Origin of the sequence: Micromonospora sp. NPDC047738, from assembly GCF_040642675.1 — a bacterium.
Classification (GTDB): domain Bacteria; phylum Actinomycetota; class Actinomycetes; order Mycobacteriales; family Micromonosporaceae; genus Micromonospora.
The window spans coordinates 14,902-39,582 of record NZ_JBEYSO010000047.1 but is presented as its reverse complement, the minus strand read 5'-3'; the positions used below and the strand labels follow the sequence as shown (position 1 = coordinate 39,582).

General features: G+C 70.0%; 20 protein-coding genes and 1 pseudogene. 9 read left to right on the top strand and 12 right to left on the bottom strand.

The features are described from left to right. Window positions 1–88: 88 nt before the first annotated feature. The 4 genes and pseudogenes from ABZ783_RS35085 to ABZ783_RS35070 form a co-directional block, all read right to left on the bottom strand. Window positions 89–220, bottom strand: a pseudogene (locus tag ABZ783_RS35085) (IS30 family transposase); the annotation flags it as partial. Between the two features lie 16 nt (window positions 221–236). Next, entirely contained in the window at window positions 237–671 is a 435-nt protein-coding gene (locus ABZ783_RS35080) for a hypothetical protein (protein ID WP_357446689.1), read from the bottom strand. A gap of 458 nt (window positions 672–1,129) precedes the next feature. After that, complete coding sequence (locus tag ABZ783_RS35075) at window positions 1,130–1,627, bottom strand: YcxB family protein (protein WP_357446686.1); 498 nt, start codon at window positions 1,625–1,627, stop codon at window positions 1,130–1,132. A 137-nt stretch (window positions 1,628–1,764) separates the two neighbouring features. Continuing rightward, entirely contained in the window at window positions 1,765–2,871 is a 1,107-nt protein-coding gene (locus tag ABZ783_RS35070; RefSeq protein ID WP_357446683.1) for a serine hydrolase domain-containing protein, read from the bottom strand. 144 nt (window positions 2,872–3,015) lie between these two features. On the opposite strand from ABZ783_RS35070, the gene ABZ783_RS35065 reads away from it, so the two are divergent. Next, window positions 3,016–4,230 carry a hypothetical protein gene (locus tag ABZ783_RS35065; RefSeq protein WP_357446680.1) on the top strand — a complete coding sequence of 405 codons (1,215 nt, stop codon included), beginning with the start codon at window positions 3,016–3,018 and terminating at the stop codon, window positions 4,228–4,230. A gap of 144 nt (window positions 4,231–4,374) precedes the next feature. On the opposite strand, the gene ABZ783_RS35060 is transcribed toward ABZ783_RS35065, so the two are convergent. Continuing rightward, window positions 4,375–5,586: an MFS transporter gene (locus ABZ783_RS35060; protein ID WP_357446677.1), complete on the bottom strand. Its 1,212-nt coding sequence runs from the start codon at window positions 5,584–5,586 to the stop codon at window positions 4,375–4,377. 210 nt (window positions 5,587–5,796) lie between these two features. Here ABZ783_RS35060 and ABZ783_RS35055 point away from each other — a divergent pair, with 210 nt between their 5' ends. Then, on the top strand, window positions 5,797–6,261 hold the full coding sequence (locus ABZ783_RS35055; RefSeq protein ID WP_357446674.1) for a MarR family transcriptional regulator: 465 nt from the start codon (window positions 5,797–5,799) through the stop codon (window positions 6,259–6,261). A 79-nt stretch (window positions 6,262–6,340) separates the two neighbouring features. Here ABZ783_RS35055 and ABZ783_RS35050 read toward each other — a convergent pair whose 3' ends face one another. Further along, window positions 6,341–7,303, bottom strand: coding sequence for an FAD-dependent oxidoreductase (locus tag ABZ783_RS35050; protein WP_357446671.1), 963 nt, complete (start codon window positions 7,301–7,303; stop codon window positions 6,341–6,343). 109 nt (window positions 7,304–7,412) lie between these two features. Between ABZ783_RS35050 and ABZ783_RS35045 the strand changes: the two genes are divergently transcribed. The 6 genes from ABZ783_RS35045 (at window position 7,413) to ABZ783_RS35020 (ending at window position 15,105) form a co-directional block, all read left to right on the top strand. After that, complete coding sequence (locus ABZ783_RS35045; protein ID WP_357446668.1) at window positions 7,413–8,315, top strand: LysR substrate-binding domain-containing protein; 903 nt, start codon at window positions 7,413–7,415, stop codon at window positions 8,313–8,315. Window positions 8,316–8,561: 246 nt separating this feature from the next. Continuing rightward, window positions 8,562–9,692, top strand: a complete 1,131-nt coding sequence (locus tag ABZ783_RS35040; protein ID WP_357446665.1) for an N-acetylmuramoyl-L-alanine amidase — start codon at window positions 8,562–8,564, stop codon at window positions 9,690–9,692. A 98-nt stretch (window positions 9,693–9,790) separates the two neighbouring features. Next, the gene (locus ABZ783_RS35035) at window positions 9,791–11,614 is read left to right on the top strand and encodes a glycoside hydrolase family 3 N-terminal domain-containing protein (RefSeq protein ID WP_357446662.1); all 1,824 of its coding nucleotides are present in this window, start codon (window positions 9,791–9,793) and stop codon (window positions 11,612–11,614) included. Window positions 11,615–11,624: 10 nt separating this feature from the next. Continuing rightward, window positions 11,625–13,502 carry a serine hydrolase gene (locus ABZ783_RS35030; protein WP_357446659.1) on the top strand — a complete coding sequence of 626 codons (1,878 nt, stop codon included), beginning with the start codon at window positions 11,625–11,627 and terminating at the stop codon, window positions 13,500–13,502. Between the two features lie 83 nt (window positions 13,503–13,585). After that, window positions 13,586–13,948 (top strand): metalloregulator ArsR/SmtB family transcription factor, encoded by a 363-nt coding sequence (locus ABZ783_RS35025; RefSeq protein ID WP_357446656.1) that lies wholly within the window; start codon window positions 13,586–13,588, stop codon window positions 13,946–13,948. A 197-nt stretch (window positions 13,949–14,145) separates the two neighbouring features. After that, the gene (locus ABZ783_RS35020; RefSeq protein ID WP_357446653.1) at window positions 14,146–15,105 is read left to right on the top strand and encodes a hypothetical protein; all 960 of its coding nucleotides are present in this window, start codon (window positions 14,146–14,148) and stop codon (window positions 15,103–15,105) included. A gap of 22 nt (window positions 15,106–15,127) precedes the next feature. Here ABZ783_RS35020 and ABZ783_RS35015 read toward each other — a convergent pair whose 3' ends face one another. Genes ABZ783_RS35015 through ABZ783_RS34990 form a run of 6 tightly spaced genes read right to left on the bottom strand, consistent with a single transcriptional unit; the run spans window position 15,128 to window position 20,875 of the window. Further along, a complete protein-coding gene (locus ABZ783_RS35015) occupies window positions 15,128–15,895 on the bottom strand; it encodes a DUF1684 domain-containing protein (protein ID WP_357446650.1) in 768 nt (255 codons plus the stop codon). Continuing rightward, a complete protein-coding gene (locus ABZ783_RS35010) occupies window positions 15,892–16,671 on the bottom strand; it encodes an ATP-binding cassette domain-containing protein (RefSeq protein ID WP_357446647.1) in 780 nt (259 codons plus the stop codon). The genes ABZ783_RS35015 and ABZ783_RS35010 overlap by 4 nt, the downstream gene beginning before the upstream one ends. Next, a complete protein-coding gene (locus ABZ783_RS35005; protein WP_357446644.1) occupies window positions 16,668–17,474 on the bottom strand; it encodes an ABC transporter ATP-binding protein in 807 nt (268 codons plus the stop codon). The genes ABZ783_RS35010 and ABZ783_RS35005 overlap by 4 nt, the downstream gene beginning before the upstream one ends. Beyond that, window positions 17,471–18,370: an ABC transporter permease gene (locus ABZ783_RS35000; protein WP_357446641.1), complete on the bottom strand. Its 900-nt coding sequence runs from the start codon at window positions 18,368–18,370 to the stop codon at window positions 17,471–17,473. The genes ABZ783_RS35005 and ABZ783_RS35000 overlap by 4 nt, the downstream gene beginning before the upstream one ends. Then, window positions 18,367–19,317 (bottom strand): ABC transporter permease, encoded by a 951-nt coding sequence (locus ABZ783_RS34995; protein WP_357446638.1) that lies wholly within the window; start codon window positions 19,315–19,317, stop codon window positions 18,367–18,369. The genes ABZ783_RS35000 and ABZ783_RS34995 overlap by 4 nt, the downstream gene beginning before the upstream one ends. 10 nt (window positions 19,318–19,327) lie before the next feature. Next, on the bottom strand, window positions 19,328–20,875 hold the full coding sequence (locus ABZ783_RS34990) for an ABC transporter substrate-binding protein (protein ID WP_357446635.1): 1,548 nt from the start codon (window positions 20,873–20,875) through the stop codon (window positions 19,328–19,330). A gap of 741 nt (window positions 20,876–21,616) precedes the next feature. Between ABZ783_RS34990 and ABZ783_RS34985 the strand changes: the two genes are divergently transcribed. Beyond that, window positions 21,617–24,568 carry an amidohydrolase family protein gene (locus tag ABZ783_RS34985; protein WP_357446632.1) on the top strand — a complete coding sequence of 984 codons (2,952 nt, stop codon included), beginning with the start codon at window positions 21,617–21,619 and terminating at the stop codon, window positions 24,566–24,568. The last annotated feature ends 113 nt before the right edge of the window (window positions 24,569–24,681 follow it).

Genomic DNA, 24,681 nt, shown 5'->3' with positions numbered 1-24,681 from the left:
AACCACCAACATCACACCGGACCGGCCCCCACCAGCCCGGCGATGCCCCCTGCACAAGACCCGCCCTGGTCAGGCTCATTTTCCGGTCAGACGCTAGCTGTTCGTTGAACACCTCAGCGGGTGTCTTCCACCCGAGTGCCTTGCGGGGCCGAGCGTTGAGCGTGGCCGCGACGGCGTCGATGTCCTCGGCGCCCCACCGGGACAGGTCGGTGCCTTCGGGCGCTGAGCCAGGAAGGTCAGCCGTGTTCGCGGCCTGGTAGAGGATCACCGCGAAGGAATGCCTCGTACGCCTGGCGGACGTCGTCATCGATCTCGGGCCGCATGCCGCTGTAGCGCGTGTCCGCGCGGTCGCGGTGCGGTCCGGAGATCCAATACTCCTCGTCGGTATCTACGTCGTAGAAGTTGGCGTCAGACATGCCACGCCCGCGCCGGAGCGTCTTACCATGCCAGTAAGCCGTCTGCCAGCTCTTGCTGAACCGCACGTGACTGATCCACGCCGGCCCTTTGTCGGTGTCGTGGCCCGTCTTCAACTGAACGAACATCACACGGTCTGGCACGGCGAACATGATGACAGTAGAGGACTGGCGACGCAGCTCCAATTTGCGGTCAGTTGGCGGAATGGCGTCGGCATGACTGCTCGGCGAGATCCGCGCACCGGTCAGGGGGCTCATGCCGTAGAGCGGAGCTGCGTGGATGTCTGTGCCCGTACTCGTATCGCAAGCCGGCGTGTGCGATGAACTGAGCGGCGTGCGGCAGCACGGGGTGAGAGCTGGTCTCGCTTGCGGCCATCCGGCGAATCACCCGATTCAGCTTGCCGGGGGCGCTTGCGACCGCCGGCCAGTTCCACCCGCGGGATCACCGAGTCGCGGCACGGCTGTCGCCCACGCTGCGGCATGCTTCTCGAGGTTGTGGTTGGTATGGCTCCATCGCAGTTCCTGTGCCCCGACCGGTCCAGCTGCTGAGTAAGGCTGGCCTCGATGTCGACGGCGTAGCCGGGGATCAGATCGCCGATGTGCTGGCCGTGGGTGAAGCGTTCGGCGCGGCGGCCGACCCGGTCAGCGTCAAGATCCGACTACTGAGGGTGACCGAATTGGTGGTCGAGTCGCCGCCCGCGTCGCGGCAAATGAGTTCACCGATGCTGGAGCAGCCCGCGTTTGGCCATATAGGCACGCAACGTCTCGGCGTCCTCGGCGGACATCAAGCGGCGTGGGATCACGGTCGCCGGCATCCGGCCGACATACACGATCCAGAACTCGGGCGTGTCCCTTACCTGGGCGACCCCGTCCCAGGCGATGCCGCCGGACTCCGAGCCGCTGCGCATCATGATGTTGTCGTCGGTGATGTCGTAGGCGCCCTCGACAGCGTATTGACTGGATCGGCGCCGAGCGCGCCACCGCACCCACGGCGAGTACAGCATCGACAGCAGGCCACCCGCGACCATCGCCAAGCACAGCGGCGAGATCTGATCGCCCCACCCGAACCCCTGCGAGACGGCGAAACCGATCGCCCCGACCGCCGCCAGCACCGCGCCGATATAACCGTACCTGCGCAGCCGAACGCTGCTGAGCGCGGCCGCCACGCGGCCTGGGTAGGCGGGATCGGCTGGGACGTCAAAACGGATGTGCACGCCAGAACGATAGTGCCCCACCCGCCCCGGCAGTGCCTGACTCGCGCCCCGCCGGCCGGTGAGTAGGTCACTGGTCCGGCCCCCGGGCGGCGCTGTGGACACCACAGCCTGGCTTGGCGGTCTCCGGGCCCCCGCGGTCAGTCGTCGATCGCCTGGTAGACAGCGGTCCAGAAGTCGAGCCACGTCGGCAGCCTCTGGTCGCCCGCGTGCGCCCGCTGCATGATGAAGATCGTCGTCATGTCCTCGGCGGGATCGTTGTACCAGGCGGTGCCGTAGAAACCGGGCCATCCGTAGCTCCCGACCGAGGGGCCGAGGTGCGTACGGCGGGTGCGGACCGACATCCCGAAACCCCAGCCCATGGTGTCGAAGTACCCCGGCCAGAACCCGGAGACCGCCTTCTGCGCCGCGGTCAGGTGGTCGCTGGTCATCAGGGTCACCGATGGCCGCGAGAGCACCCGCTCGCCGTGGTGGGTGCCGCCCGCGAGCAGAGCCGAGGCGAAGGCGAGGTAGTCGTCGGCGGTCGAGACGAGCCCGCCGCCACCTCCTTCGAACGCCGGCGGCCGGCTCCACTGCCCGTCGGGGCCGTCTTCGACGACCGGCTCACCAGTGGCGGCATTGTCGCGCTCGTACGCCGTCGCCAACCGGCCGATGCTCTCGCCGCCCACGCTGAAGGCGGTGTCCTTCATCCCGAGCGGATCGCAGATCCGCTCGCGCAGGGCATCCCCGAAGGACATGCCGGTGGCCCGGGCGATGAGCACGCCCGTCACGTCGGCGGCGGTGTCGTACATCCAGCGCTCACCTGGCTGATGGACGAGAGGGAGCGTGCCGAGCCGGCGGATCCACTCGTCGGGCGGCGGCTCGCCGGGTGTGTTCAGCGCGTCGGCGATCGGGACCGTTCCCGGCTCGGCAGGGACCATGCCGGTGCCGAGGGTGAAGGTCAGCAGATCCCGCAGCGTTATCGCGCGATTCGCCGGCACGGTGTCGTCCAGTGGCCCGTTGGGATCGGCGAGCACGGTCATGTCCGCCAGCTCCGGGAGGAGGTCGTCGACCGGGTCATCGAGGCGGAGGGTGCAGTCCTCGACGAGCGTCATCGCACACGCGGCGACGACCGGCTTCGTCATCGAGGCCATGCGACAGATCGTGTCGCCTGCCGGCCGGACGCCGATAACGGCGTCACGCCGCGTAACGTTCGCGCCGCCGATAGGCGTGCACCGCCGCCGAGGTTTCGCGGCGGCCTGGCGCACGTGACGATGTTGGTGGTGTCTCGGCGTACGTTCCACGACATCGCCGCCAAGCTGCGCCCGTATCAGCTTGTGACGTAGCGAGGGCTGCCCGTCTCCGATACCGTACCCCGGTCCCACTTCCGCCCTTCGATGTACGGGGGATACATGAGAATGCGTGCGGTAAGGCGCGCTGGCGTAAGTTCACTGGCGCTATTCGCATCCGCCACCCTGCTCGCCACCAGCCCGGCGTATGCAGAGCCTGGTGGCGCCGACCTGGAGCTGACTACCTCGGCCACTTCCGTGACCGCAGGCGACTCGGTCAGGGAACTGACCACCACCGTGGTTAACAAGGGCCCGGCTGACGGCTCGTACTGGACCCTTGAGTACGACCTCAGCGGCCTGGACGACAGCAAGGTCACGGTCGGGGCATCGCAGCAGCTCGGCTGCGAGCGCAGCGGCGAGAAGCTGCTGTGCCGGGAGGAGCCCGGGCTTGCTGTCGGGAACAGCTTCCTGCAGAAGACCCCGTTCGCGCTGACGCCTGTGGTGGGCAAGACGGGCGCCGCCGGATCCTTCACCGTCACCGCGGTGTCGGATTCCGACCCCGACCAGGCCAACAACTCGGCGACCGTCACGGTCGACGTGCCGGCCAAGGGCGTCGATCTGGTGGCCGTGGCCGAGGACGTGTACCAGGTGACCGACGACGGGGAGTTGACCGACAAGCCGGTAGCGCCGGGCGGCAGCAGCTTCGTCCTCGGCGCCGTCGGCAATGTCGGGGACACCATCGCCAAGGGCCTCAAGGTCTCCGTCGCGCTGCCCGAGCACGTGACCTTCGCCGAGGCGGAGCCGGGCTGCACCTACGGCACGGGCAATCGCACAGTCACGTGCGACTACGAGGACGTCACGCTGGTGCCGATCGACCAGGACAGCGGTAAGGACGACGACATCCTCTCGGTCGTGGGCATCGTCTTCCCGGTGACCGTGGCCAAGGACGCTCCCGGACCGGTGGTGCTAAAGGGCGGAAAGCTCACCGGTGTCGCCCTAGCCACCCAGACCGAGGTCAGCCCCGCCTCAGTGGCTCGCAGCACGAACGGCAAGCTGCCCAAGGGCCTCAAGGCCCAGTCGGCGATCAACGTCAGGGACGCCAACCCGGCCGACAACACTGCCGAGTTTCGGGTCCACGTCGGCGCTGCGGGCGGCAGCGGCTCGGACGGTGACGGCTCGGGCGGCTCGGGCGGCGGCCTGCCGGTGACCGGCGTCCAGGCCGGGCTGATCGGTGGCATCGGCGCGGGCGTCGTGGCGCTCGGCGCGGTGCTCTTCCTCGTCACCCGCCGACGCCGGCTCGTCCTGACGGCCCCCGATGACGAAGTACCGAACGCCTGACGGCCGTCTGCCGTCTGGATGAGAACCCATTGAGGGGTGGGGTGGCTGAGACCGCCCCACCCCTTCACGGCAAACGGCGATGCCCGTGCGGTCTTGTCGTCGACCACGACGGTGGACGCCGGTGTCCAGGTGCGTGGCTCGGTATCAGGCCCAGGTGCCGGCGGTGTTGACCGCGGCGGGCGTTGCGTCGCGGCGTACGGCGTGCCGGGTGGCGATCAGCAGGACCAGGAGGCCGGCGAAGCTGAGCGCGGCGCCGTCCCACAGCGTGGAGGTGTAGCCGAGTCCGGCGGTGATGGTCACGCCGCCGATCCAGGCGCCGAGGGCGTTACCGACGTTGAAGGCGGCGATGTTCGCGCCGGAGGCCAGCGTGGGCGCCTGCCCGGCGTACTGCATGATCCGCATCTGCAGGCCGGGCACGGTGGCGAAGCCGAACGCGCCCATGAGCGCCAGCGAGACGACGGTCATGATCTGGCTCGGCGCGGTGACGGCGAAGATGACCAGGACCGTGGTCAGTGCGGCGAGGACGGCGGTGAGCGTCGCGGGCACCGACCGGTCGGCGGCCTTGCCGCCGAGGGTGTTGCCGGCGAACAGGCCGACGCCGAACAGGACCAGCAGCCACGGGACGGTGGCGGCGGCGAAGCCGCTGACCTCGGTCAGGGTGTATGCGATGTAGGTGAACGCGCCGAACATGCCTCCGAAGCCGAGGACCGTGATCAGGAGCGAGAACCACACCTGTGGGTGGGCGAAGGCCTTGACTTCGTGGCGTAGCCCGCCGGTGCTGGCGGTGGCGGTCTGTGACGGGACCAGGGCGGCCATGCCGACCAGGGCGACGACGCCGATGGCGGTGATCGCCCAGAACGTGGATCGCCAGCCCAGTTGCTGGCCGAGGAACGTGCCGAACGGGACGCCGAGCACGTTGGCGGCGGTGAGCCCGGTGAACATCATGGCGATGGCGGCTGCCTGACGGGACGGTGCGACGAGGCTCGCCGCGACGACCGAGCCGATGCCGAAGAAGGCGCCGTGGCTCAGGGCTGCGAGGATGCGGCCGACCATCATCAGTTCGTACGTCCCGGCCAGCGCCGAGGCCAGGTTTCCGGCGACGAACAGGAGCATCAGCCCCGTCAGGACGTGCTTGCGGTTGAACCGGGTGACGGCGGCGGTCAGGCCGATCGCACCGACGGCGACGGACAGGGCGTAGCCGGAGATCAGCCACCCGGCGGCGGATTCGGTGACGGCGAAGTCGGTGGCGACCTCGGGCAGCAGGCCCATGATCACGAATTCGGTGAGGCCGATACCGAACCCACCGATCGCAAGAGCGAGCAGGCCCAGTGGCAGCTTCTTCGGTTCAGCAGACATCAGTTCTCCCGTTGCGGACATGTAGCGCGCCTGCAACTACCGGCGTGCGCAACAGAGATACTTGCGCACGCCGCATATCGGCGCAAGCGTGCCACTGGTCACATAGCTGGCGACTGCAACAATCGGCGTACGCGGCTAGAATTGCGGCGACAGCGCTGGGACCCGATCCGGACGGTCGGCGACAAACGGTGACAGCAAGGAGTACAGGACGTGGGCATCCGCGACGACGCGGTCGAGATCCGCGCCCAGGGCTGGCGGACCCTCGCGGCCCTGCACGGCCTCATCGACACCGCCCTGGAGAAGGCCCTGCTGGCCGAGCACCACCTCTCGGTCGTGGAATACACCGTGCTCGACGCCTTGTCGCGCCAGGACGGCTGGCACATGCGCATGCAGCAACTCGCCCGCGCCGCCGCCCTCTCCGGCAGCGCCACCACCCGGCTGGTCAACCGGCTGGAGGACCGTGGCCTGCTCACCCGCATCCTGTGCCAGGACGACCGCCGCGGTATCTACACCGAACTCACCGAGCAGGGCTCGGCCCTGCTCAACCAGGCGCGCCCGACGCACGACGAGGTTCTCGCCAACACGCTGGCACAGGCCGAGAACCTTCCGGAGCTCGCACCGCTGGTGGACGCGCTGCACCAGCTACCGGCACAGACGTCGCAAGCCCCCGCCTGACGGGGAGGATGTACGACAGGGGCCTGCCTCGGTAACGGCTTTGTCAGCGGCGGATCCGCGCGCACGTTTCTCGGTTCGGTCAGCCGTCCAGGGCGAGGTCTGCCACCTCGGCGGCGGATCCCCAGGACAGGGTGACCCCCGCCCCGCCGTGGCCGTACGCGTGCACCAGCCGGCTGCCGGGTGGGCCCGCCGGGTCCGGATCCACCTCGACCCGGGGGCCGCCGTGCCGGGCCGGCCGCAGCCCGATCCGCTCGCCGAGCACCGGCGCGTCGGCCAGCGCCGGCACCAGCGCGACGCAGCGGCGCCGGATCGCCGCCGCCGTGTCCGGGTCGGGCGCGGTGTGCCCGACCCCCGGCTGGTATGTGCCGCCGAGCACCACGTCGTGCCGGCGCGGGTGCACGTACGTGATCCCGGCCGGGTCGTCCTCGTCTCGCACCGAGACCGTCAGGCCCGGGTTCGCCACCAGCACCAGATGCCCGCGCACCGGGTGCACGGCCGGGTCGGCGGCGAGCTGGCCGGCGGCCAGCCCCGTCGCGTTGACCACCGTCGGCGCGGTCTCGAACGCGTCGGCGAGCCGTCGCACCCGGCGGCGCAGCACCCGCCCGCCGCCGGCTTCCAGCCGCTGCCGTAGCCAGGCCAGGTACAGGCTCATCTCGACCGTCGGCGCCGTGAACCGCAGCAGCGCCGTGTACGGCGGCCGCACCGCCTCGGCCACCAGATCCCCGCACGCCTCCGCCCACCACGGCGGACTGGCGTACGGCTGGCGCAGCAGCATCCGGGTCGGCCGGTTGACCACCCCCGGCGCGCCGTCCGCCGCCTGGCGGCCCAGCTCCGTATGCGTCTCCCGCGCCCAGCGCAGCACCCGCGGGTCCTGGTCGGTGTGGCTCGGATACCAGACCGCGGCGGCCACCGTGGACACCGTGTCCGCCGGGTCGTCGGCGGCCAGCACGGTCACCCGCGCCCCCCGCTGCTGGAGGGTGACCGCCGCCGTCATCCCGATGACCCCGCCCCCGACCACCACCACGTCCGTTGCCGCCATCATCGTCCGCTCCCGTCGCTCGTGCCGTTGGCCTCGGATCGTCACCGTTCCGACGGGCCGCCGTCCAAGACGGATCGGGTAGCCGGCGATAAGCGCCGCTTATGATCGGCCCATGTTCGACTCGCCGGCCCTGGACGTCTGGTCGGACCTGCGGCGGCTGCGTTACTTCGCGGTGCTCGCCGAGGAGCTGCACTTCACCCGGGCCGCCGCCCGGCTGCACATCGCACAGCCCGCGCTCAGCCAGCAGATCCGCGCCCTGGAACGCCAACTCGGCGTGTCGCTGGTACACCGCACCAGCCGGGGCTGCACGCTAACCGAGGTGGGGGCGCGGATCGCCGGCGAGGCCGCCCGGCTGCTCGTGGAGGTGGACGCGGGCACGGCCCGCATCCGAGACCTGGTACGCGGGCGGGGCGGCCGGCTCCGGCTGGCGTACACCCGGTCGGCGCGGGGCGGCCGGGTCGACGCATTGGTCGCCCGGTTCCGGGCTGCCCACCCGGACGTCGAGGTGGTCCCGGAGACGGCCTGGACGGCGCCGAACGTGGCCGGCCTGCTCGCCGGCCGGCTCGACGCGGCGTTCGTCCGCCCGCCGGTCGACGAGCCCGCGCTGGCCTGCCGGACCGTCGACACCGAGGAACTGCTGCTTGCCCTGCCTGCGGGTCACACTCTCGCCGCCGGTCGCCGTCGGATCAGCCGGGCCGAGGTGGTCGACCTGCCGGCCGTGATGTGGCCGCGCGAAAACGGCCCCGGCATGTTCGACCGCACGATCGCCCAGGTCTGGCCGCACGGCGGCTTCAACCTTGTCCGACAGGAGCCGGACGACGAGCAACTACTGCGGGCGGTGGCGCAGGGAGACGTGGTCGCGGCCGTCCCGGCCGGCCGCGCCCGCGCGCTGCGGCTGCGCGATGTACGGCTGCGCCGGTTCACCGCCCCGACGCCCACCGTGGACGTGGCTCTGTGCTGGCCCCGCGACAGCACGAACCCGGCCCTGCGCCGCTTCCTCGCCCTGCTCGACTGAGGCCGGCGAGACGACGGTAGACGTCACGGTCGCTGGAGAAGCAGATGTCGGGTGCCGTGACGCCGCAGCCGACCGTTGACGCCTAGCCTGTTGAAAATTGCCAGGCGCTGCGGTGGAATAGTCGAAATGTTTCACCATCGATCTTCGCGGATGAAGGTGGCGCCATGCCAGTCCACCCACCGTTCGGCGAGGTGACCTCCCACAACAGTTGTCGTTGTTGTTCCACACCCCTCACGGAGGCAGCGCATGTCAACTCATCGGCACGAGGTCGACCGTCGTACCCTGCTCAAGGCAGGTCTGGGTACTGGAATCGCGGCGATCGTCGGCACTGACCTGTTCGTGGCGGCACCAGCGGGCGCCGCGCCCAGCGCCATGTTCCCCTGGATCATTGACTGCGACACATGGGGCGCGCGCCCGCCAAGGGGAGCGATTCAGATCACCGGCAACACCACCAACAAGATCATCCTGCATCACATGGCGTTCCCGAACGTCACGGACTACTCGCGCGACCACGCGATGCAACTGGCGCGGGACTGCCAGGACCTGCACATGGACGGCAACGGCTGGGTGGACACCGGACAGCACTTCACGGTCAGCCGTGGCGGCTACGTGCTGGAAGGTCGCCGCCGCAGCCTGGAGACGCTCGACGCGGGCGCGCACCAGGTCAGCGCCGCACACTGCCCGGGCGAGAACGGGAACGCGATCGGGATCGAGAACGAGGGCACCTACATCACCGAGACGCCGCCGGACGCACTGCTCGACGCGCTGGTGAGGTTGTGCACCGCCGTGTGCCAGCAGTTCCGGCTGCAGCCATGGGACATCTTCGGCCACTGGGACTTCTACCCCACCCAGTGCCCGGGCATCGCCTTCTACCGATTGTTCCCGATGGTGCGCTCGCGCGTCGCGGCCGCACTCGGCACACCAGAGTCGGACATCCCCGCGCGCCGCTGGCCCGACATCTGGCGTTTCGTTGACGGCCCGGTTGTGCAGGTCGCGCAGTACCTGCTCGCGGATCTCGGGTACCCGCTGACTCCGAACGGCAACTTCGGCTATGACATGAATCCCGTCGTGGCCGACTTCCAAGCCAGCCACGGGATTCCGGTTGACCCGGACGCGACCTTCGACGCGGCCACCTGGGAAGCGCTTGTGCCGACACTCGAGAAGGACGCCAGCGGTCTTCCCGTCAACGCGGTGCAGTTCCTGCTCGGCCGCAAGGGGTACGACGACGTCACGTTGACCGGCGACTTCGACCACAACACCATGAAGGCGGTCCAAGACATGCAGCGCCTGCACGGCCTGGTACCCAATGGGAAGGTCGACGTGGACACCTGGTGCGCGATTGTCGGCGGCACAGTTCGTTCGGCCTTCCAGCACTGAACGCCGCGAACTCAACCGGCCGCCCTGTAGCTAACCTTCTTGACGATATATCGACGTGTAGCTAAGTTTCAGTCATTCGGACTGAGAGGTCGTCGTCCATGAAGGCTCGACTCGGCACCGCGTTCGTTCTGCTGGCCGCTCTGGCGACCACCGTCCTGCCACTCCCCGTCCAGGCCTCCGCCGCGCCTGTGGACCCGCCCACCGCCGCCGAGCACGGCTGGGTCACCTCGACCTTGCGGCACATGAGCCTGGAGCAGAAGGTCGGCCAGCTCTTTTCCACCTACGTCTACGGCGCTGACGCCGCCGAGCCCACGGCCGCCGACCGGGCCGCCAACCGGACCGCGTTCGGCGTCGAGACGCCGGCCGAGGTCATCGACCGGTTCCACCTCGGCGGCGTCATCCTCTTCTCCTGGTCGCACAACCTGGACAGCCCCCGGCAGATCGCAACGCTGTCCAACGGGCTCCAGCGCGCCGCCCTCGGTGACGGCGCCAAGGGTCGGGTGCCGCTGCTCATCTCCACGGATCAGGAACAGGGCGTGGTGCTGCGGATGCCGGCCCCCGCCGCGCAGTTCCCCGGGGCGATGGCCCTGGGCGCCGGGCGGTCGCCGGAGGCCGCGTACACGGCGGCGGAGATCACCGGACGGGAGCTGCGGGCGGTCGGCGTCCGCCAGCCGTACGCGCCGATCGCCGACGTCAACATCAACCCGGCCAACCCGGTGATCGGCGTACGGTCCTTCGGCGCCGACCCCGCCCTGGTGGCCGAGCTGACCGCCGCACAGGTCGGCGGGTTCCAGGACGGCGCTGGCGTGACCGCGGTAGCGAAGCATTTCCCCGGCCACGGCGACACGTCGGACGACAGCCACACCGGCCTGCCGGTGATCGACCACAGCCGGGCGGAGTGGGACCGGATCGACGCGCCGCCGTTCCGGCAGGCGATCGCCGCGGGCGTCGAGTCGATCATGACCGCCCACATCGTGGTGCCCGCGCTCGACCCGTCCGGCGACCCCGCGACATTGTCGCCGGCGGTTCTCACCGGCGTGCTGCGCGGTGAACTGGGCTTCCGGGGAGTCATCGTCACCGACGCGCTGAACATGGCCGCCGTGCGCAAGAAGTACGGCGATGACCGGGTACCCGTGTTGGCGCTCAAGGCCGGCGCCGACCAACTCCTGATGCCGCCGGACCTCCAGCTGGCGCGGTATGCGGTGCTGCGGGCCGTCGCCACCGGCGAGCTCACCGAGCGGCGCATCGACGAGTCGGTCCGGCGCATCCTCGCCATGAAATACCGGCAAGGGCTGGCCGGGTCGCCGCTGGTCGATGTCGACGAGGCGGTACGGACGGTCGGCGCGCCCCAGCACATCGCCGCCGTCGCCCGGGTGACCGACGCGACCCTCACCGCGGTCCGTAACGACGCCGGGCTGCTGCCGCTGGCCCACGCGAACCGGTCGGTGCTGGTCACCGGTTGGAACAGTGCCGCCTTCGCTCCCATCGCGACGGTCGCCGGCGGGTTCACCGCCCGCGGTGCCCGAGCCACCGCCCAGCCCGCGACCCTGCCGTCGGACGCGCAGATCGCTGCGGCGGCCGCCCAGGCGGCGAACCACGATCTCACCGTCGTGCTGGTGAACAAGGCGTGGGACAACGTCGTCACAGACCCACGTGGCACCCAGCGGCGCCTCGTCGCGGCGCTGGTCGACACCGGGAAGCCCGTGGTGGTGGCGGCGGTCCGGGATCCGTACGACATCGCGTACCTGCCGGGTGTGACCACCTACGTGGCGACCTACTCATACACCGTGGCGGCGATGGACGCCCTCGTCCGCGCGCTGCACGGCGAACTGTCCCCGAGCGGGCGGCTGCCCGTCACGATCCCCACGTCCGAGGGCGTGGGCACCGTGCTCTACCCCTATGGCCACGGCCTGACCTGGTAGGAGGCGACGCATGCAGCGTAGGAATGTCCGCACCGGTGCGGTCGGTGTGGGAGCGCTCGGCGCTGGCGCGGGGAGGAGATCCGCAAACCTGTGCCCCCGCCCGCTGCTCCGCACGGTTTCGCTCGGCCTGACCATGGCCCTCCTGGGCGCGGCGATGCCAGCCGCCGGGGCGCCCGCCGCCGCCGTGCCGCCCCCGGCCGGGTCCGGACCGCCGGCCGTCACCCCCGCCGACATCCAGTTCCGTGCGGACACGCTGCGGCGCGGCAGTGCCCGCGAGGTTGGCCTGCTCCCCGACCACGTGGATCGCCTCCCCGCCGACCTGGCGGCATATCTGCAGCCGACCCCGGACCACCCCGGTTATCCCGCGTACACAGGTGCCGTGGTCCTGGCGGCCAAGGACGGCGTGATCGTGCAACACGCCGCCGTGGGAGCGGCGGTCAAGTACGCCGCCGTCGGGCCGCCTCCCGAGCTGGTCGGGGTGGAGCTTCCCGCTGACCAGCAGATCCCGACGCGGCCCGACACGATCTTCGACATGGCATCGGTGTCGAAGCTGTTCACCACGATCGTCACCATGCAGCAGGTCGAGCGGGGGCGGGTGGACCTGGACGCACCAGTGGCCAGCTACGTCCCGGAGTTCGCGGCCGGCGGCAAGGCGGCGGTCACCGTACGCATGCTGCTCACCCACACCTCAGGTCTGCCCGCATTCACGGCGCTGTGGAGCAGGTACCCGACGCCGGCCGAGCGGTTCGCCGCCGCGCTCGCCACGCCGCTCACGGCACCGCCCGGCACCCGGTACGTCTACTCCGACCTCGGCCTGATCGCGCTCGGCGTACTGCTGGAACGGGTGACCGGCCGGCCGTTGGCCGAGTTGGTCCGCGACGGAGTCACCGCGCCGCTCGGCATGACCGACACCGGCTACAACCCGGGACCGGAGCGGCGGTCGCGGATCGCCGCGACCGAGTACCAGCCGCACGCCGGGCGCGGCATGGTCTGGGGCGAGGTGCACGACGAGAACGCCTGGTCGCTCGGCGGCGTGGCCGGGCACGCGGGGATCTTCTCCACCGCCGCGGACCTGGCCGTCCTCTGCCAGGCACTACTCAACGGCGGCGATTATCGCGGGCAGCGGATTCTGCGGGAAGACACCGTGCGAGCGATGCTGGTCAACTACAACGCATCGTTGGAGTCCGCCTATCCGGAAAGCGACCGTGGGCTCGGCTTCGAGCTCAACAAGCACTGGTACATGATGGGGCTCTCCTCCCCCGTGGCGTTCGGGCACACCGGCTTCACCGGCACGTCCATCGTCATCGATCCACTCTCCCACTCGTTCGTCATCCTGCTCAGCAACCGGGTGCACCCCGATCGCGGCTGGGGCAGCAACAACGTCGCCCGGCGCGTGGTCGCACGCGACCTCGCCGAGGCGATGCCGGTGCGCCCCCGGTCGCGCGAGGCCTGGCGGGCCGACCCGCGCGACCTCGCGACGAGCACGCTCACCGCTCCGCTGCGCCGGGCGGCGCGAAGCGGGACGGCGAGCTTCCTACTCTGGTACGACACCGAGCCCCGTTACGACAACGCCCGGTTCGAGGTCTCCACCGACGGAGGGCACACCTGGACTCCGGGGCGGATGCTGCTGCACAACGGGGGCCGAAGGTGGACCAGCGACGGCACGGTAACCGGCTACGGCGGCCGGGCCTGGTGGCAGGTCACGGTCGAGCTGCCCGACCAGGCGACCCACCTGCGGTGGATCAGCACCACCGACGGCTCCGGCCAGGGCCGCGGGGTCTACGTCGACCAGATCGCCGCGACTGACCGGGACGGAGTGCTCTTCCAAGGCGAGGGCGGCGACGACTCCCGACTCATCGCTGACGGATGGTCACCCGTCCGTGACTGACCTGGCGGAGGCCTCTTATCGCCATCGGGGTATGGACCCGGTTCCACCAGCGGATCGATGGTGTTCGTGGAACGATAGCGGGCGTGGCAACTGCGAAAACTGCTAAGCCTGCTATCTCGCCGCTGGCTGGCGAGCCGATCAAGCGTGCCGATGCCGAGCGGCTCGCGGGAGTGCTGAAGGCATTCGCCGACCCGGCCCGACTGCGGCTGCTCAGCCTGATCCAGTCCGCCCCGGAGGGCGAGGCGTCCGTAAGTGACCTCACCGCGCCGCTCGGTCTCTCCCAGCCGACCGTGAGTCATCACCTTCGGATCCTCACCGAGGCCGGCCTACTCGAACGCGAGAAACGCGGCGTCTGGGCGTACTACCGCGTGGTGCCGTCCGCGATCGCGGCGATAGCCGACCTGTTGACCCCACCCCGCAAGCGGCCGACGAAGAGGACTCGCTGAGCGGCGCTGCCGAGGACCGCGCTGTCGCAGCGGGCGGGCAGGATGATGCGGTGCGCATCATCCCTCGCTTCGTGGCGTCCTTCCGCGTGCCGGCGAACGCTCCTCGCGTACCCGGTTCCTCCCGCACGGCGGACACACCTGCCCTTCAACGGTGGCCGCATCGCCGGCTCGTGGTGATCCGGCAGGACGACGAACTGTTGGCGTACGACCTGGACCGGCTCGTCGCCGGTGACGGCGCTCCCGCCGCCCGGTTTCCGGCGCCCTGGCCGCGTGGGGCGGGCGGGATCGATGCGGTGAGTCCCACCCTCGACCTGGCGGTCTTCAGCGGTCAGCGTGCGCTGCACGCGGTCGACGCCGCCGGCGCACCGCGCTGGCGGGTGCGGCACGCGTGCTGGAGCTCCTGCTCGTCCTTTCACGACTCCTACGCCGAGTACGCGGGCAGCGAGGAGCACCGCCATCCCGATCATGGTTCGTGCTGGATCAGTGCGGACGGCTCCACGGTGTGGGCCCACGTACCCACCCCGCTGCCGGACGACGTCGAGCCGGAGTTCGACGAGGAGTGGCTCGTGCTCGACGCCGTCGACGGTCGCATCCTGGGGCGGGCCTCGACCGGCACCGCGACCGCCGGCTCCCACCACATCGCCCACCCGGAGCCGGGCCAGATGGGCCTGAGCGTCGGCGAAGGCCAGGATGGCTCGCCGCTGCGGTGGGGCCGGTGGGACGGCGCTCGACTCACGGTCACCCGCATCGGTGACGATGATCGCTGCCTCGTCGATGTCAGCCCCTGTGGGACGCGGCTCCTCACGATCGCTCACTGGGGAAGGGAGCCGGCAATCCATCGCCTTCCCGATGGCGCGGTGACGCACGAGGTCGCCGACTACCAGCTTTCCCCGCATCTTGAGGCGCTGTCGGACGCCGAGGAGGAGCCCTTCTGGGGCTACCAGTGCGGCTTCGTCGACGAGCGCACGGTTGTCGCGAGCACCATAGCGGGGAACGGGCATACGCGGCACTGGCTGATCGACACGGCGCGGGGGGACGTGCTCGGCCAGGTGGAGTACCCGATGCCCGTTTCGGAGGACCCAATGGCGCTCGGCGACGGCACCTGGCTCACCTGCGGCGAGGACCCGTTTCAGCTCCTGCTGTGGAGTCCTCAGTGAACTCCCGGCATTGATACACCCCCTAACCGGCTGGCTGATCAAGCACTGCCTTCTCGCCGGCCCGGACGGCGAACGGCAGCATGTTCCCCGGGGGCGGCAGTGGGCAGATGAAGGCGTCGGAGAACGCACACGGCGGCAGGGTGACCCGGTTGAAGTCCAGCGCCACCGGCCCTGCCACCGTCGGCAGGGGCAGCAACAGAAACCGGGCCGCGCCGTAGCTCTCGCGTCCACTGGTGGCGTCCCGGAACGTGATGTGTGCTTCGCCCTCGTGACCGGTGTACAGCGCGACCAGTTCGGCCTGCTGGCCGTCGATCGTGAAGGTGAACGTGCCGACGACCGGGTAGTCCACCAGCCGGTCGGAGTGGCTGTGTTCGGTGCGCAGCGTCTGGTCGGCGTCGGCCGGGGTGAACTCGGCGGTTACCACCCAGGCGGGGTCGGGGGCGAACGCGTCGATGCCGGCGAACCGGCGAACCGCCGGCGCGTGCGGGTCGTAGGTCCGTACCGCCAGGTCGGCGCCGCGGCGGATGATCTTCAGTTCGACATCGCCGACCATGAGTCGCTGGTCGGGCCGCAGGAGGCCCTCGGCGGTCGGTACGCCGCCGACGAGCAGGCCTTCGGCGCCGGACACCCGCACGTCGGTTCCGTCGGCCCACCAGGTGCCAGGTATCCCGTCGATCTGGGTGCGCCCCACCAGCCAGTGCGTGCCGGTCAGCGTGAGGTCCCCGCCCGGCGCCGACACGGCCGCCTCACGGGCGGCGCGCCAGGTCCGCCACTGATCAACAAAGGTCACGGTTCCTCCAGCAGGTCGAGCGGCAGTTGCGGGATGGCCGCCAGCAGGGCACGGGTGTACTCGTCGGCGGGGTTGGTCAGCACGTCCGCGGTCGGGCCGCGCTCGACGACGCGGCCGTGGCGCATGACGAGCACCTCCTGGCACAGCTGGCTGACGATCGCCAGGTCATGCGAGACCAGCACGAGCGTGAGCCCGAGCCGGTCAACGAGATCCTTGAGCAGGTCGATGATCTGCAGCCGGACCGAGACGTCGAGGGCGCTGACGGGTTCGTCGGCGAGCAGGATCCGCGGGGCCGGTGCGAGCGCCCGCGCGATGGCGATGCGCTGGCGCTGACCGCCGGAGAACTCGTGCGGGTAGCGCCGTCCGTCTTCCGGGCGCAGACCTACCGCGGTGAGCACCTCGGCGACGCGCTCGGCGCGGGCTGACCGGTCCGTACCGATGCGCAGCGAGCGCAGCGGCTCGGCGACGATCGACGCGACCGACATGCGGGGGTTCAACGACGACCGGGGGTCCTGGAAGACGACCTGGACCTGCCGGCGGAACGCGCGGTGTCGGCCCCGGTCGAGGGGCTCGCCGGCGAAGCGGATCTCGCCCGAGGTCGGGCGGTCCACGCCGAGCAGCTGCCGCAGCAGGGTCGACTTCCCGGCGCCCGACTCGCCGACGATCCCGAGGCTGGTGCCCGGCCGCACGGTGATGTCCACCCCGTCGAGCGCCGGGCGGGTGCGGCCCGGGAACCATCGGGTGAGCTGATGCCCGGTGAGAATCGGATCGCTCATCGGTCCTCCCTGCGCACGTCGGGGCGGGCCAGCCGGGTCACCCTGGCGGCGCTCGCGACGAGCTGCCGGGCGTAGCCGGAGCGAGGCCGGTGCAGCACGTCGTCGACCGGGCCGGATTCGACCAACTGGCCCGTGCGCATGACCAGGAGACGGCGGGCCAGTCCGGCGACGACCGGCAGGTCGTGGCTGATGAACAGCAGCCCCACCCCGGTCTCCTCGATCAGCTCGTCGAGCAGGGTGAGGATCTGCGCCTGCACGGTCACGTCCAGCGCGGTCGTCGGCTCGTCGGCGATGAGCAGCCGGGGCCGGCAGGCGAGAGCCATCGCCAGGGCCACCCGTTGTCGTTGGCCGCCGGAAAGCTCGTGCGGCAGGGCCCGTACCAGCCGGGCCGGGTCAGGCAGGTGCACCCGGCCGCACCAGTCGATTGCGCGGCGCTCGGCGTCGCTGCGGTTGAGGCCCTGGTGCAGCCGCAGCGGGCCGGCGATCTGGCGGCCGACCGGCATCAGCGGGTCCAGGGCGGTCAGGGGCTCCTGAAACACGATGCTGACGGTGCGGCCACGGACCCGACGCCACTGCCGGTCCGGCGCGCCGAGGAGGTCCTCGCCGTCGATGAGGACGCGGCCGCTCGTACGCATGCCCGGCGGTAGCAGTCCCAGCAGCGCCAGCGCGGTCAGCGATTTGCCCGAGCCGGATTCGCCGATGAGGCCGACCCGGTCGCGGGCGGCGAGGCCGAACGAGACGTCGCGAACGAGCGCCTGCCCGTCGAGCGTGATGGTCAGCCCGGTGGTCTCCAGGATGGTCATCGGTGCGCTGCCTGCCTTTCCTGCCGTAGCTGCGGGTCGAGGACTTCCCGCAGGCCGTCACCGAGCAGGTTGACCCCGACGACGGTGACGGCGACGGCGAGGCCGGGCAGCAGGACGTTCCACGGGGCGACGCTCACCGTCGACTGCGCCTCCTGGAGCATGCGGCCCCACGACGGCGCGGGCGGCGGGGTGCCGAGCCCCAGGTACGACAGCGACGCCTCGGCGATGACCGCGACGCCGAAGGCGAGGGTGGCCTGCACCAGCAGGGTGTGCCAGATGTTGGGCAGGACGTGCCGGACCAGGATCATCAGTGGTCCCGTGCCGCAGGTACGCGCCGCGAGGACGTAGTCCTGGGTGAACACACGGCTCGCCGAGATCCGGGTCAGCCGGGCCACCTCGGCGGAGACGCCGATGCCGATCGCGCTGATCGCGACTGCGGCCGACGCGCCGTACACGGTGACCAGCAGCATCGCCAGCAGCAGGGTCGGGAAGGCGATCACGATGTCGATCACTCCGACGACGGTGTTCTCGAGGAACCGGCCGGCGGCCGCCGCGAGCAGGCCCAACGGGATGCCGATGATGAACGCGACCGCGATTGAGGCCAGCCCGATCCACACCGCGGTACGCGCGCCGAGCATCAGCTGGGTGAACTGGTCGCGGCCCAGGCGATCGGTGCCCGCCCAGTGCCGTGCGGACGGGTCTGCCAGCCGGGCCGCCGGGTCGGTGTGGTCCAGCCCGTACGGGGACCAGACCAGCGACACCAGCGCCAGGGCGAGAACCGCCAGCAGCAGCGCCGAGCCGAGCACGAACGACGGCGAGCGCCAACCTCGGCGTGGCCGGGCGGGGGTGTCGGGCGCCGCGATCGTTTCGACCGCTTCGACCAGAGGTGTGCTCATGCCGAACCTCGCAGTCTCGGGTCGACCAGCCGCTGCGCGACGTCGACGACGAGTCCCACCACCAGCACGGTCGCCGTCATGAGGAAGACCGTGCCCTGCACGATCGGCAGATCGCGGGCCTTCACGCTGGTCAACAGCAGCGAGCCCAGGCCGGGCAGGGCGAAGACGCTCTCGATGACCACGGTGCCCAGCAGTGAGCTGGCCAGCAGGATGCCGAGGATCTGGACCACGGTTGCGGCGCCGTTGCGTGGTCCGTGCCGCCACAGCGCCCGCGGCAGGCTGTACCCGAGGGAGCGGGCGGTGCGCACGTACTCCTGGCTCAGCACATCGAGCGTCGCCGAGCGTACGTAGCGCACCAGCACCGACCCTTGGGCGATGGTCAGCGTCGCCACCGGCAGGACCAGTGACTGGAGCGCGGCTTGCGGGTCCTGCCAGCCGGTGCGGGGAAACCCGCCCGGCGGCAGCGCCCGCCACCGCACCGCGACCAGCCAGACCACCACGATCCCGACCCAGAAGATGGGCAGCGCGATGCCCACCTGCGCCAGCGTCGACACCGCCACCCCGAGCAGACCTCGCCGCCGTATCGCCGCGAACACCCCGATCGGTACGGCCACGACGATCGACAGGACGAACGCGCTCAGCGCCAGTGGCACGGTGACCGGGAGCCGGCCGGCGATCTGATCGAGCACCGGCATCTGGGTGAACAGGCTGTCCCCGAGGTTCCCGGCGACCAGGTCGCCCAACCAGTGGCCGTACTGTGCCAGCACCGGCCGGTCGGTGCCGAGCTGGTGCCGGATCGCATCGATCTGGTCCGGGGAGGACCCGACCGCCAGCAGCGTGACGGCCGGGTCGCCCGGTAGGACCCGGAGCAGGAAGAACACCGCCGAGCCCGCGACGAACAGCGAACCGATCAGCCAGGCGACCCGACGGATGAGGTAGCTGAGCACCGCTTACCGCCTAGCGTTTGGTGATCGGTGCGACATAGAAACTGTCCGTGGTGTTGTTCTTCTGGTAGCCGCTGACCGAGGTGCTGGCGACCTTGATGGCGGGGTCGAGGAACAGCCAGGCGCTCGCCGCGTCCTCGGAGATCTGCCGTGCCACCTTCTTCAGCAGGGCGGTCTGCTCGTCGGGTGTCGCGGCGGTCTCGGAGTCCTTGACCCACTGCTGCACCTGCGGGTTGTCGTACTGCCAGTAGAACGTCGGGTCGCCGTACCAGACGAGGTCGCGCTGGTTGACGTGGGTCATGATGGTGGCCTGGAAGTGGTGGTTCTTGTAGACCTTGTCGGTCCAGGTCGCGTCGTCGACGGGGTTCAGCGTGATGGTGATACCGGCCTGGGCGAGCTGGCTCTTCAGCCCCTGCGCGATGATGTTGACCGCGTCCGACGGTACGTAGTCGACGGTGAAGGACAGCCCGTTCGCGTACCCGGCCTTGGCCAGCAGTTGCTTGGCGCCGGCGACGTTGTGGTCGTCGATGCTGGTCAGGTCCTCGTACCAGGGGTCGGTGGGCGGCACCATCGAGCCGATGACCTGGCCGCGGTCGGCCCACACCGCCGTCAGCAGCGCCTTGCGGTCGATGGCCTGCCGGATGGCGTGCCGTACGTCGGGATTGTTGAACGGGGCGACGGCGTCGTTGAAGTTGAATAGTTCCTTCGTCGTGGACGTGCCTTCCACGATGGAGAACTGCGGCTGGTTGTCGAACTGGGTGAGCACATCCGGCGAGGACACCTGGGTCACCAGGTCGAGTTGGCCGGCGAGCAGGGCGTTGTCCTCGGCGGTGGCGTCCTTGAAGAAGCGGTACACCACCTGCTTGTTGCTGGCCTTCGTGCCCCAGTACTTGTCGTTGCGGGTCAGCGTGATGGAGTCACCCTGTTTCCAGGAGGTCAGGGTGTACGGGCCGGTGCCGATCACAGTCGTCTCCGGGTTGCCGGCGTCGGGCTTGGTGACAGCCGCGCCGGTGCTGGTGAGGTAGAACAGGAACGACTGCGACCGCGTCGACAGGGTGACCTTGACGGTGCCATCGTCCGGTGCCTCGATCGTCTTCATGATCGAGAGGTTCTTCTTGCGGGCGCTGGTCGACTCGTCGGACGTCACGCGCTTGAGCGCGGCCACCACGTCGCTGGCCTTCAGCGGGGTGCCGTCGGAGAACGTCACGCCGGGCTGCAGGTGGAACGTGTATACCGTGCCGTCCGGCGACACGTCCCACGACTTTGCCAGCAGCGGCTCGACCTTGCCCTCGTCGGTCAGGACGGTGAGCCCCTCGACGACGTTGCGCAGCAGCACCTGGGCGTGGCCGGTGTTGCCACCCTTGATCGTATTGAGCGTCGTCGGCTCGTTCAGCGAACCGACCGTGATCGTCGCGTCGGCGGCGCCTGTCGACCCGGGGCTCGTCGACGAGCCGCAGGCGGCGAGCAGCAAAGCGAGGGTGGCGGTGGCCGCGAGCGCGCCGAGCGGGCGCAACCGGCGTGCGAAGGGTAGGCCAGCCGAGGGCCTGCGGTGAATGGTCATGTCCTTACTCCAGGCAGACGGAACCTGCGTCGCGCGAGCGCGGGACGCGGTGATTGAGGCTCACAAATGAGGGCAGATCAGACGTTGATGACGGCGCGCGGGCAGCGGGGCGCGACAGCCACGGGCGCGGGTCGGAGTGTCAGGCCGTCAACAGCAGCAGATACGGCGCGCGGCAACGACACGGACCGCAAGCGGGGTCCGGTCCAACGACGGCGCACTGTTCACGCAGGTCAGGCTACATGATCACGTAGTTGGGGCGGCAAGCCGGCGATCGTGTCCTTTGACACAGGTCCGAATCCCGTTCGCAATCCGCCAGCGCGGAGTGCCGGCACCAGCGGGACCTTCCGTCGCGCTATTTGCACCGCTCACCGCATTGTGTGGGCCGCTCACAGTTCGAGCGGCATAGATGGGGACCGCGCCATGACGCCGGGGAGAAGGATGCGCGATACCGCCTGAAGTATCCGATGCAGCAGGTCAAGGAGGAACAGCATGTCCCCCACTGCGGATTTTCCGGCCGACGACCTCACGGAGCCCGACCAGCCACGGGCTTGCGGCCCCACCGGCTCCCGATTCACCCCGTCCCGCCGAACCGTCCTCAAGGCTGGTGCGGGCGCCATACTGGCAGCGGCCTTCACTCAAGCGGCCGCGCCGAGTGCCCGCGCCGGCAGCCCCGATCCGGGCGGCAACACCCGCGTCGACACCGGAACCGACTTCGCTGTCGCACCGTCTCCAGACGGGCGCATGCTCGCGTTCGACATGCTCGGCGTGCTGTGGGTCGTCTCCGCCTCGGGCGGCACCGCGCGCCGCCTGACGTCCGACCTGTACGACATCGCTCAGCCGGACTGGTCGCCCGATGGATCCACGATCGTGTTCCAGTCGTACCGGGATGGAGTGTTCAACCTGTGGGCAATCCGCCCCGACGGGTCAGGCATCACCCAACTGACGAAGGGCCCGTTCGACCACCGCGAACCGAGGTACAGCCCCGACGGGCGTCGCATCGCCTACTCGTCCGACCAGGGCGGCTCGTACGGCATCCATGTGCTCGACCTCGCCACAGGCTCCACCCGAGCCCTGGCCGAGACTGCGGCCGAGGAGTACGAGCCGGCTTGGTCACCGGACGGATCTCGCATCGCATTCGTCGTAGCGGACACCCGCATCGATGTCGCCGAGGTCGCCACCGGTGCCCGCACCACGGCGGTCGTGGTGCCGGCCGGCCAGGTGATCCACCAGCCGTCGTTCCTGGCGAACGGAACCGACATCGCCTACCACCTGCTCAATGCGGGCCGCAACGAACTGGCCTCGACGGCAGGCACCCTGGTCACCGGTGAGGAGGTGTTCCCATTCCAGGCCAGGTTCACGGCCGACGGCCGGTACCACTACAGCTCGGCCGGCAAGATCCGCACGCGTCGCCTCGGCTCGGCCACCGCCGGGACCGTCGGATTCACCGCAGCGCTGACCGCCACGGTCGCGAAGTACCGCAAGACCACCCGGGTGTTCGACGCACCCGGCACCTTCCCTGTCATTGGCATCGGTTCCCCGGCGGTGTCCCCGGACGGGACCATGGTCGCGTTCCGCGCCCTGAACGACATCTACCTGATGCGGCTCGGGGAGAAGCCGGTACCCCTGTTCGGGAACCGCTGGTGGAAGGCCGACCCGGACTTCTCGCCGGACGGTAAGCAGCTGGCCTATGTCAGCGACCGAACCGGCACCTTGAACATCTGGGTCCGGGACCTGAGCTTCGGGGTCGACCGGCAGCTGACCTACCTGACCGAGTCCGCGGCCCTGTCGGTGCGGTGGTCGCCAAGCGGTGAGGAGATCGCCTATCTCGACCAGGATGGCGGTCTGTGGGTATTGAACGTGTCCACCGGCGACGTGCAGCAGGTCTTCGGCGCGACGTTCGAGCCGGGCCGGCCCACGTGGTCCCCGGACGGGAAGATGATCGCCCTGGCGGCCGTCGTGCCCTACTCGCGCCGCTACCGGGAGGGTCTGTCGAAGATCCTCGTGGTCGACCGTGCCACGGGCGCCGGCAGGTACGTCGACCCCGCCCCGCACAGGTCGCTGCAGACCCGCGGTGACGACGGGCCCGTCTGGTCCCCGGACGGGACGATGCTCGCATTCGCGATGGAATCGTTGATCTGGGTGCTCCCGGTCGACCGGAGCGGACACCCGACCGGGCCGGCACGCCAGGTCACGAGCGAACTGTCCGACGCACCCGTCTGGACGGGCGGCTCTTCCACGCTCCTGTACCTGTCCGGTGGCCAGCTGAAGACGGTCCGTGTCGACGGCGGGGCCGGCCGGACGATCCCGGTCCAGCTGCGCTGGCGCAACGACCCCGGCCCCGACCAGGTCGTGATCCACGCAGGCCGGATGTGGGACGGGTCGTCCGCGACAGTGGCCCGCGATGTCGACATCATCGTGCGAGGCCAGCGGATCGTTGCGGTCGAGCCGCACCGCGAGGGCCGCAGCGGCAGCCTCGTCGACGCCAGCGACCGGTTCGTCATGCCCGGACTGATCGACATCCACCACCACCGCGAGATGCAGGGCTACGCGTACGGGTCGCGGCAGGGGCCGCTGTGGCTCGCGCTCGGCATCACCACGACCCGCTCACCCGGCTCCCCGGCCTACCACATGGTCGAGGAACGCGAATCGGTCCAGTCCGGCGCCCGACTGGCGCCGCGCTATCTGGCCACCGGCGAGGCCGTGGACGGGCCTCGCATCTACTACAACTTCATGCGCCCGACATTCACCCACGCCCAACTGGCGCTCGAGCTGGAACGGGCGGCCAAGCTCGACTACGACCTGATGAAGTGCTACGTACGGCTACCGGTCGTGTGGCACAAGGAGGTCATCCAGTGGGCACACCGGCAGGGCAAGCCGGTCACGTCGCACTACCATTACCCGGCGATCGCAATGGGCGGCGACGGAACCGAGCACGTCGGCGCCACGAACCGGTTCGGCTACTCCCGGACCGTCACGAACGTCGGATCGGCGTACTCCGACGTCATCGCCATGTTCAACGCGTCGAAGATGGCCCGCACGCCAACCCTGTTCGTATCGTCGACCCTGTACCGGGAGGACATCTCCCTCGTCACCGACGAACGAGTCCGGCGACTCTACCCGAACTGGCGAATGGAGAAACTGCAGGCGTCGGTCAGCTCTGCGCAGACGACGGACCAGACCGTCAACCGGCAGAACCTTGCCAACCAAGTCGCGCAACTGGTCGCGATGGTCCGTGGTGGCGGCGTCGTCACCGCCGGGACCGACGCCCCGATCGATCACCTGGCCATCAGCCTGCACATGAACATGCGCGCGATGGTGAAGTACGGCCTCACGCCGCTGGAGACCCTGACCAGCGCAACGTCGACGTCGGGGGATTTCCTCGGGCAGCCAATCGGTCGAATCGGCAAGGGCATGCTGGCGGACCTGGCCATCGTCGACGGCGACCCGCTGACTCGGATTGAGGACGCCGCGAACGTCACCGCGGTCGTCGTGGGTGGACGGCACCACACCGTCGCAGGCCTGATCGCCCCCTACCCGACCTCCACGACGACCAATCAGCCGCCACCGGCGGCATCAGCACCCAAGGGCAAGGTCAAGCAGCGCGTGCCCGCACACGCCAGCACGGCCGCGTACTGGTGGAACACCCCGGAGGAGCTCGAACGGGCCCGGATCTCCTGCGGCCACGACCACTAGCGTCGAGCCCTCCCTGGAACCGCGCCCCGGACCGGTCCGGGGCCCATTCGCACCGAGATGACCCCCATCCGGTGCGTACGCCGCGGTGATCCGCCGAGCAGGTTGGCCCGGCG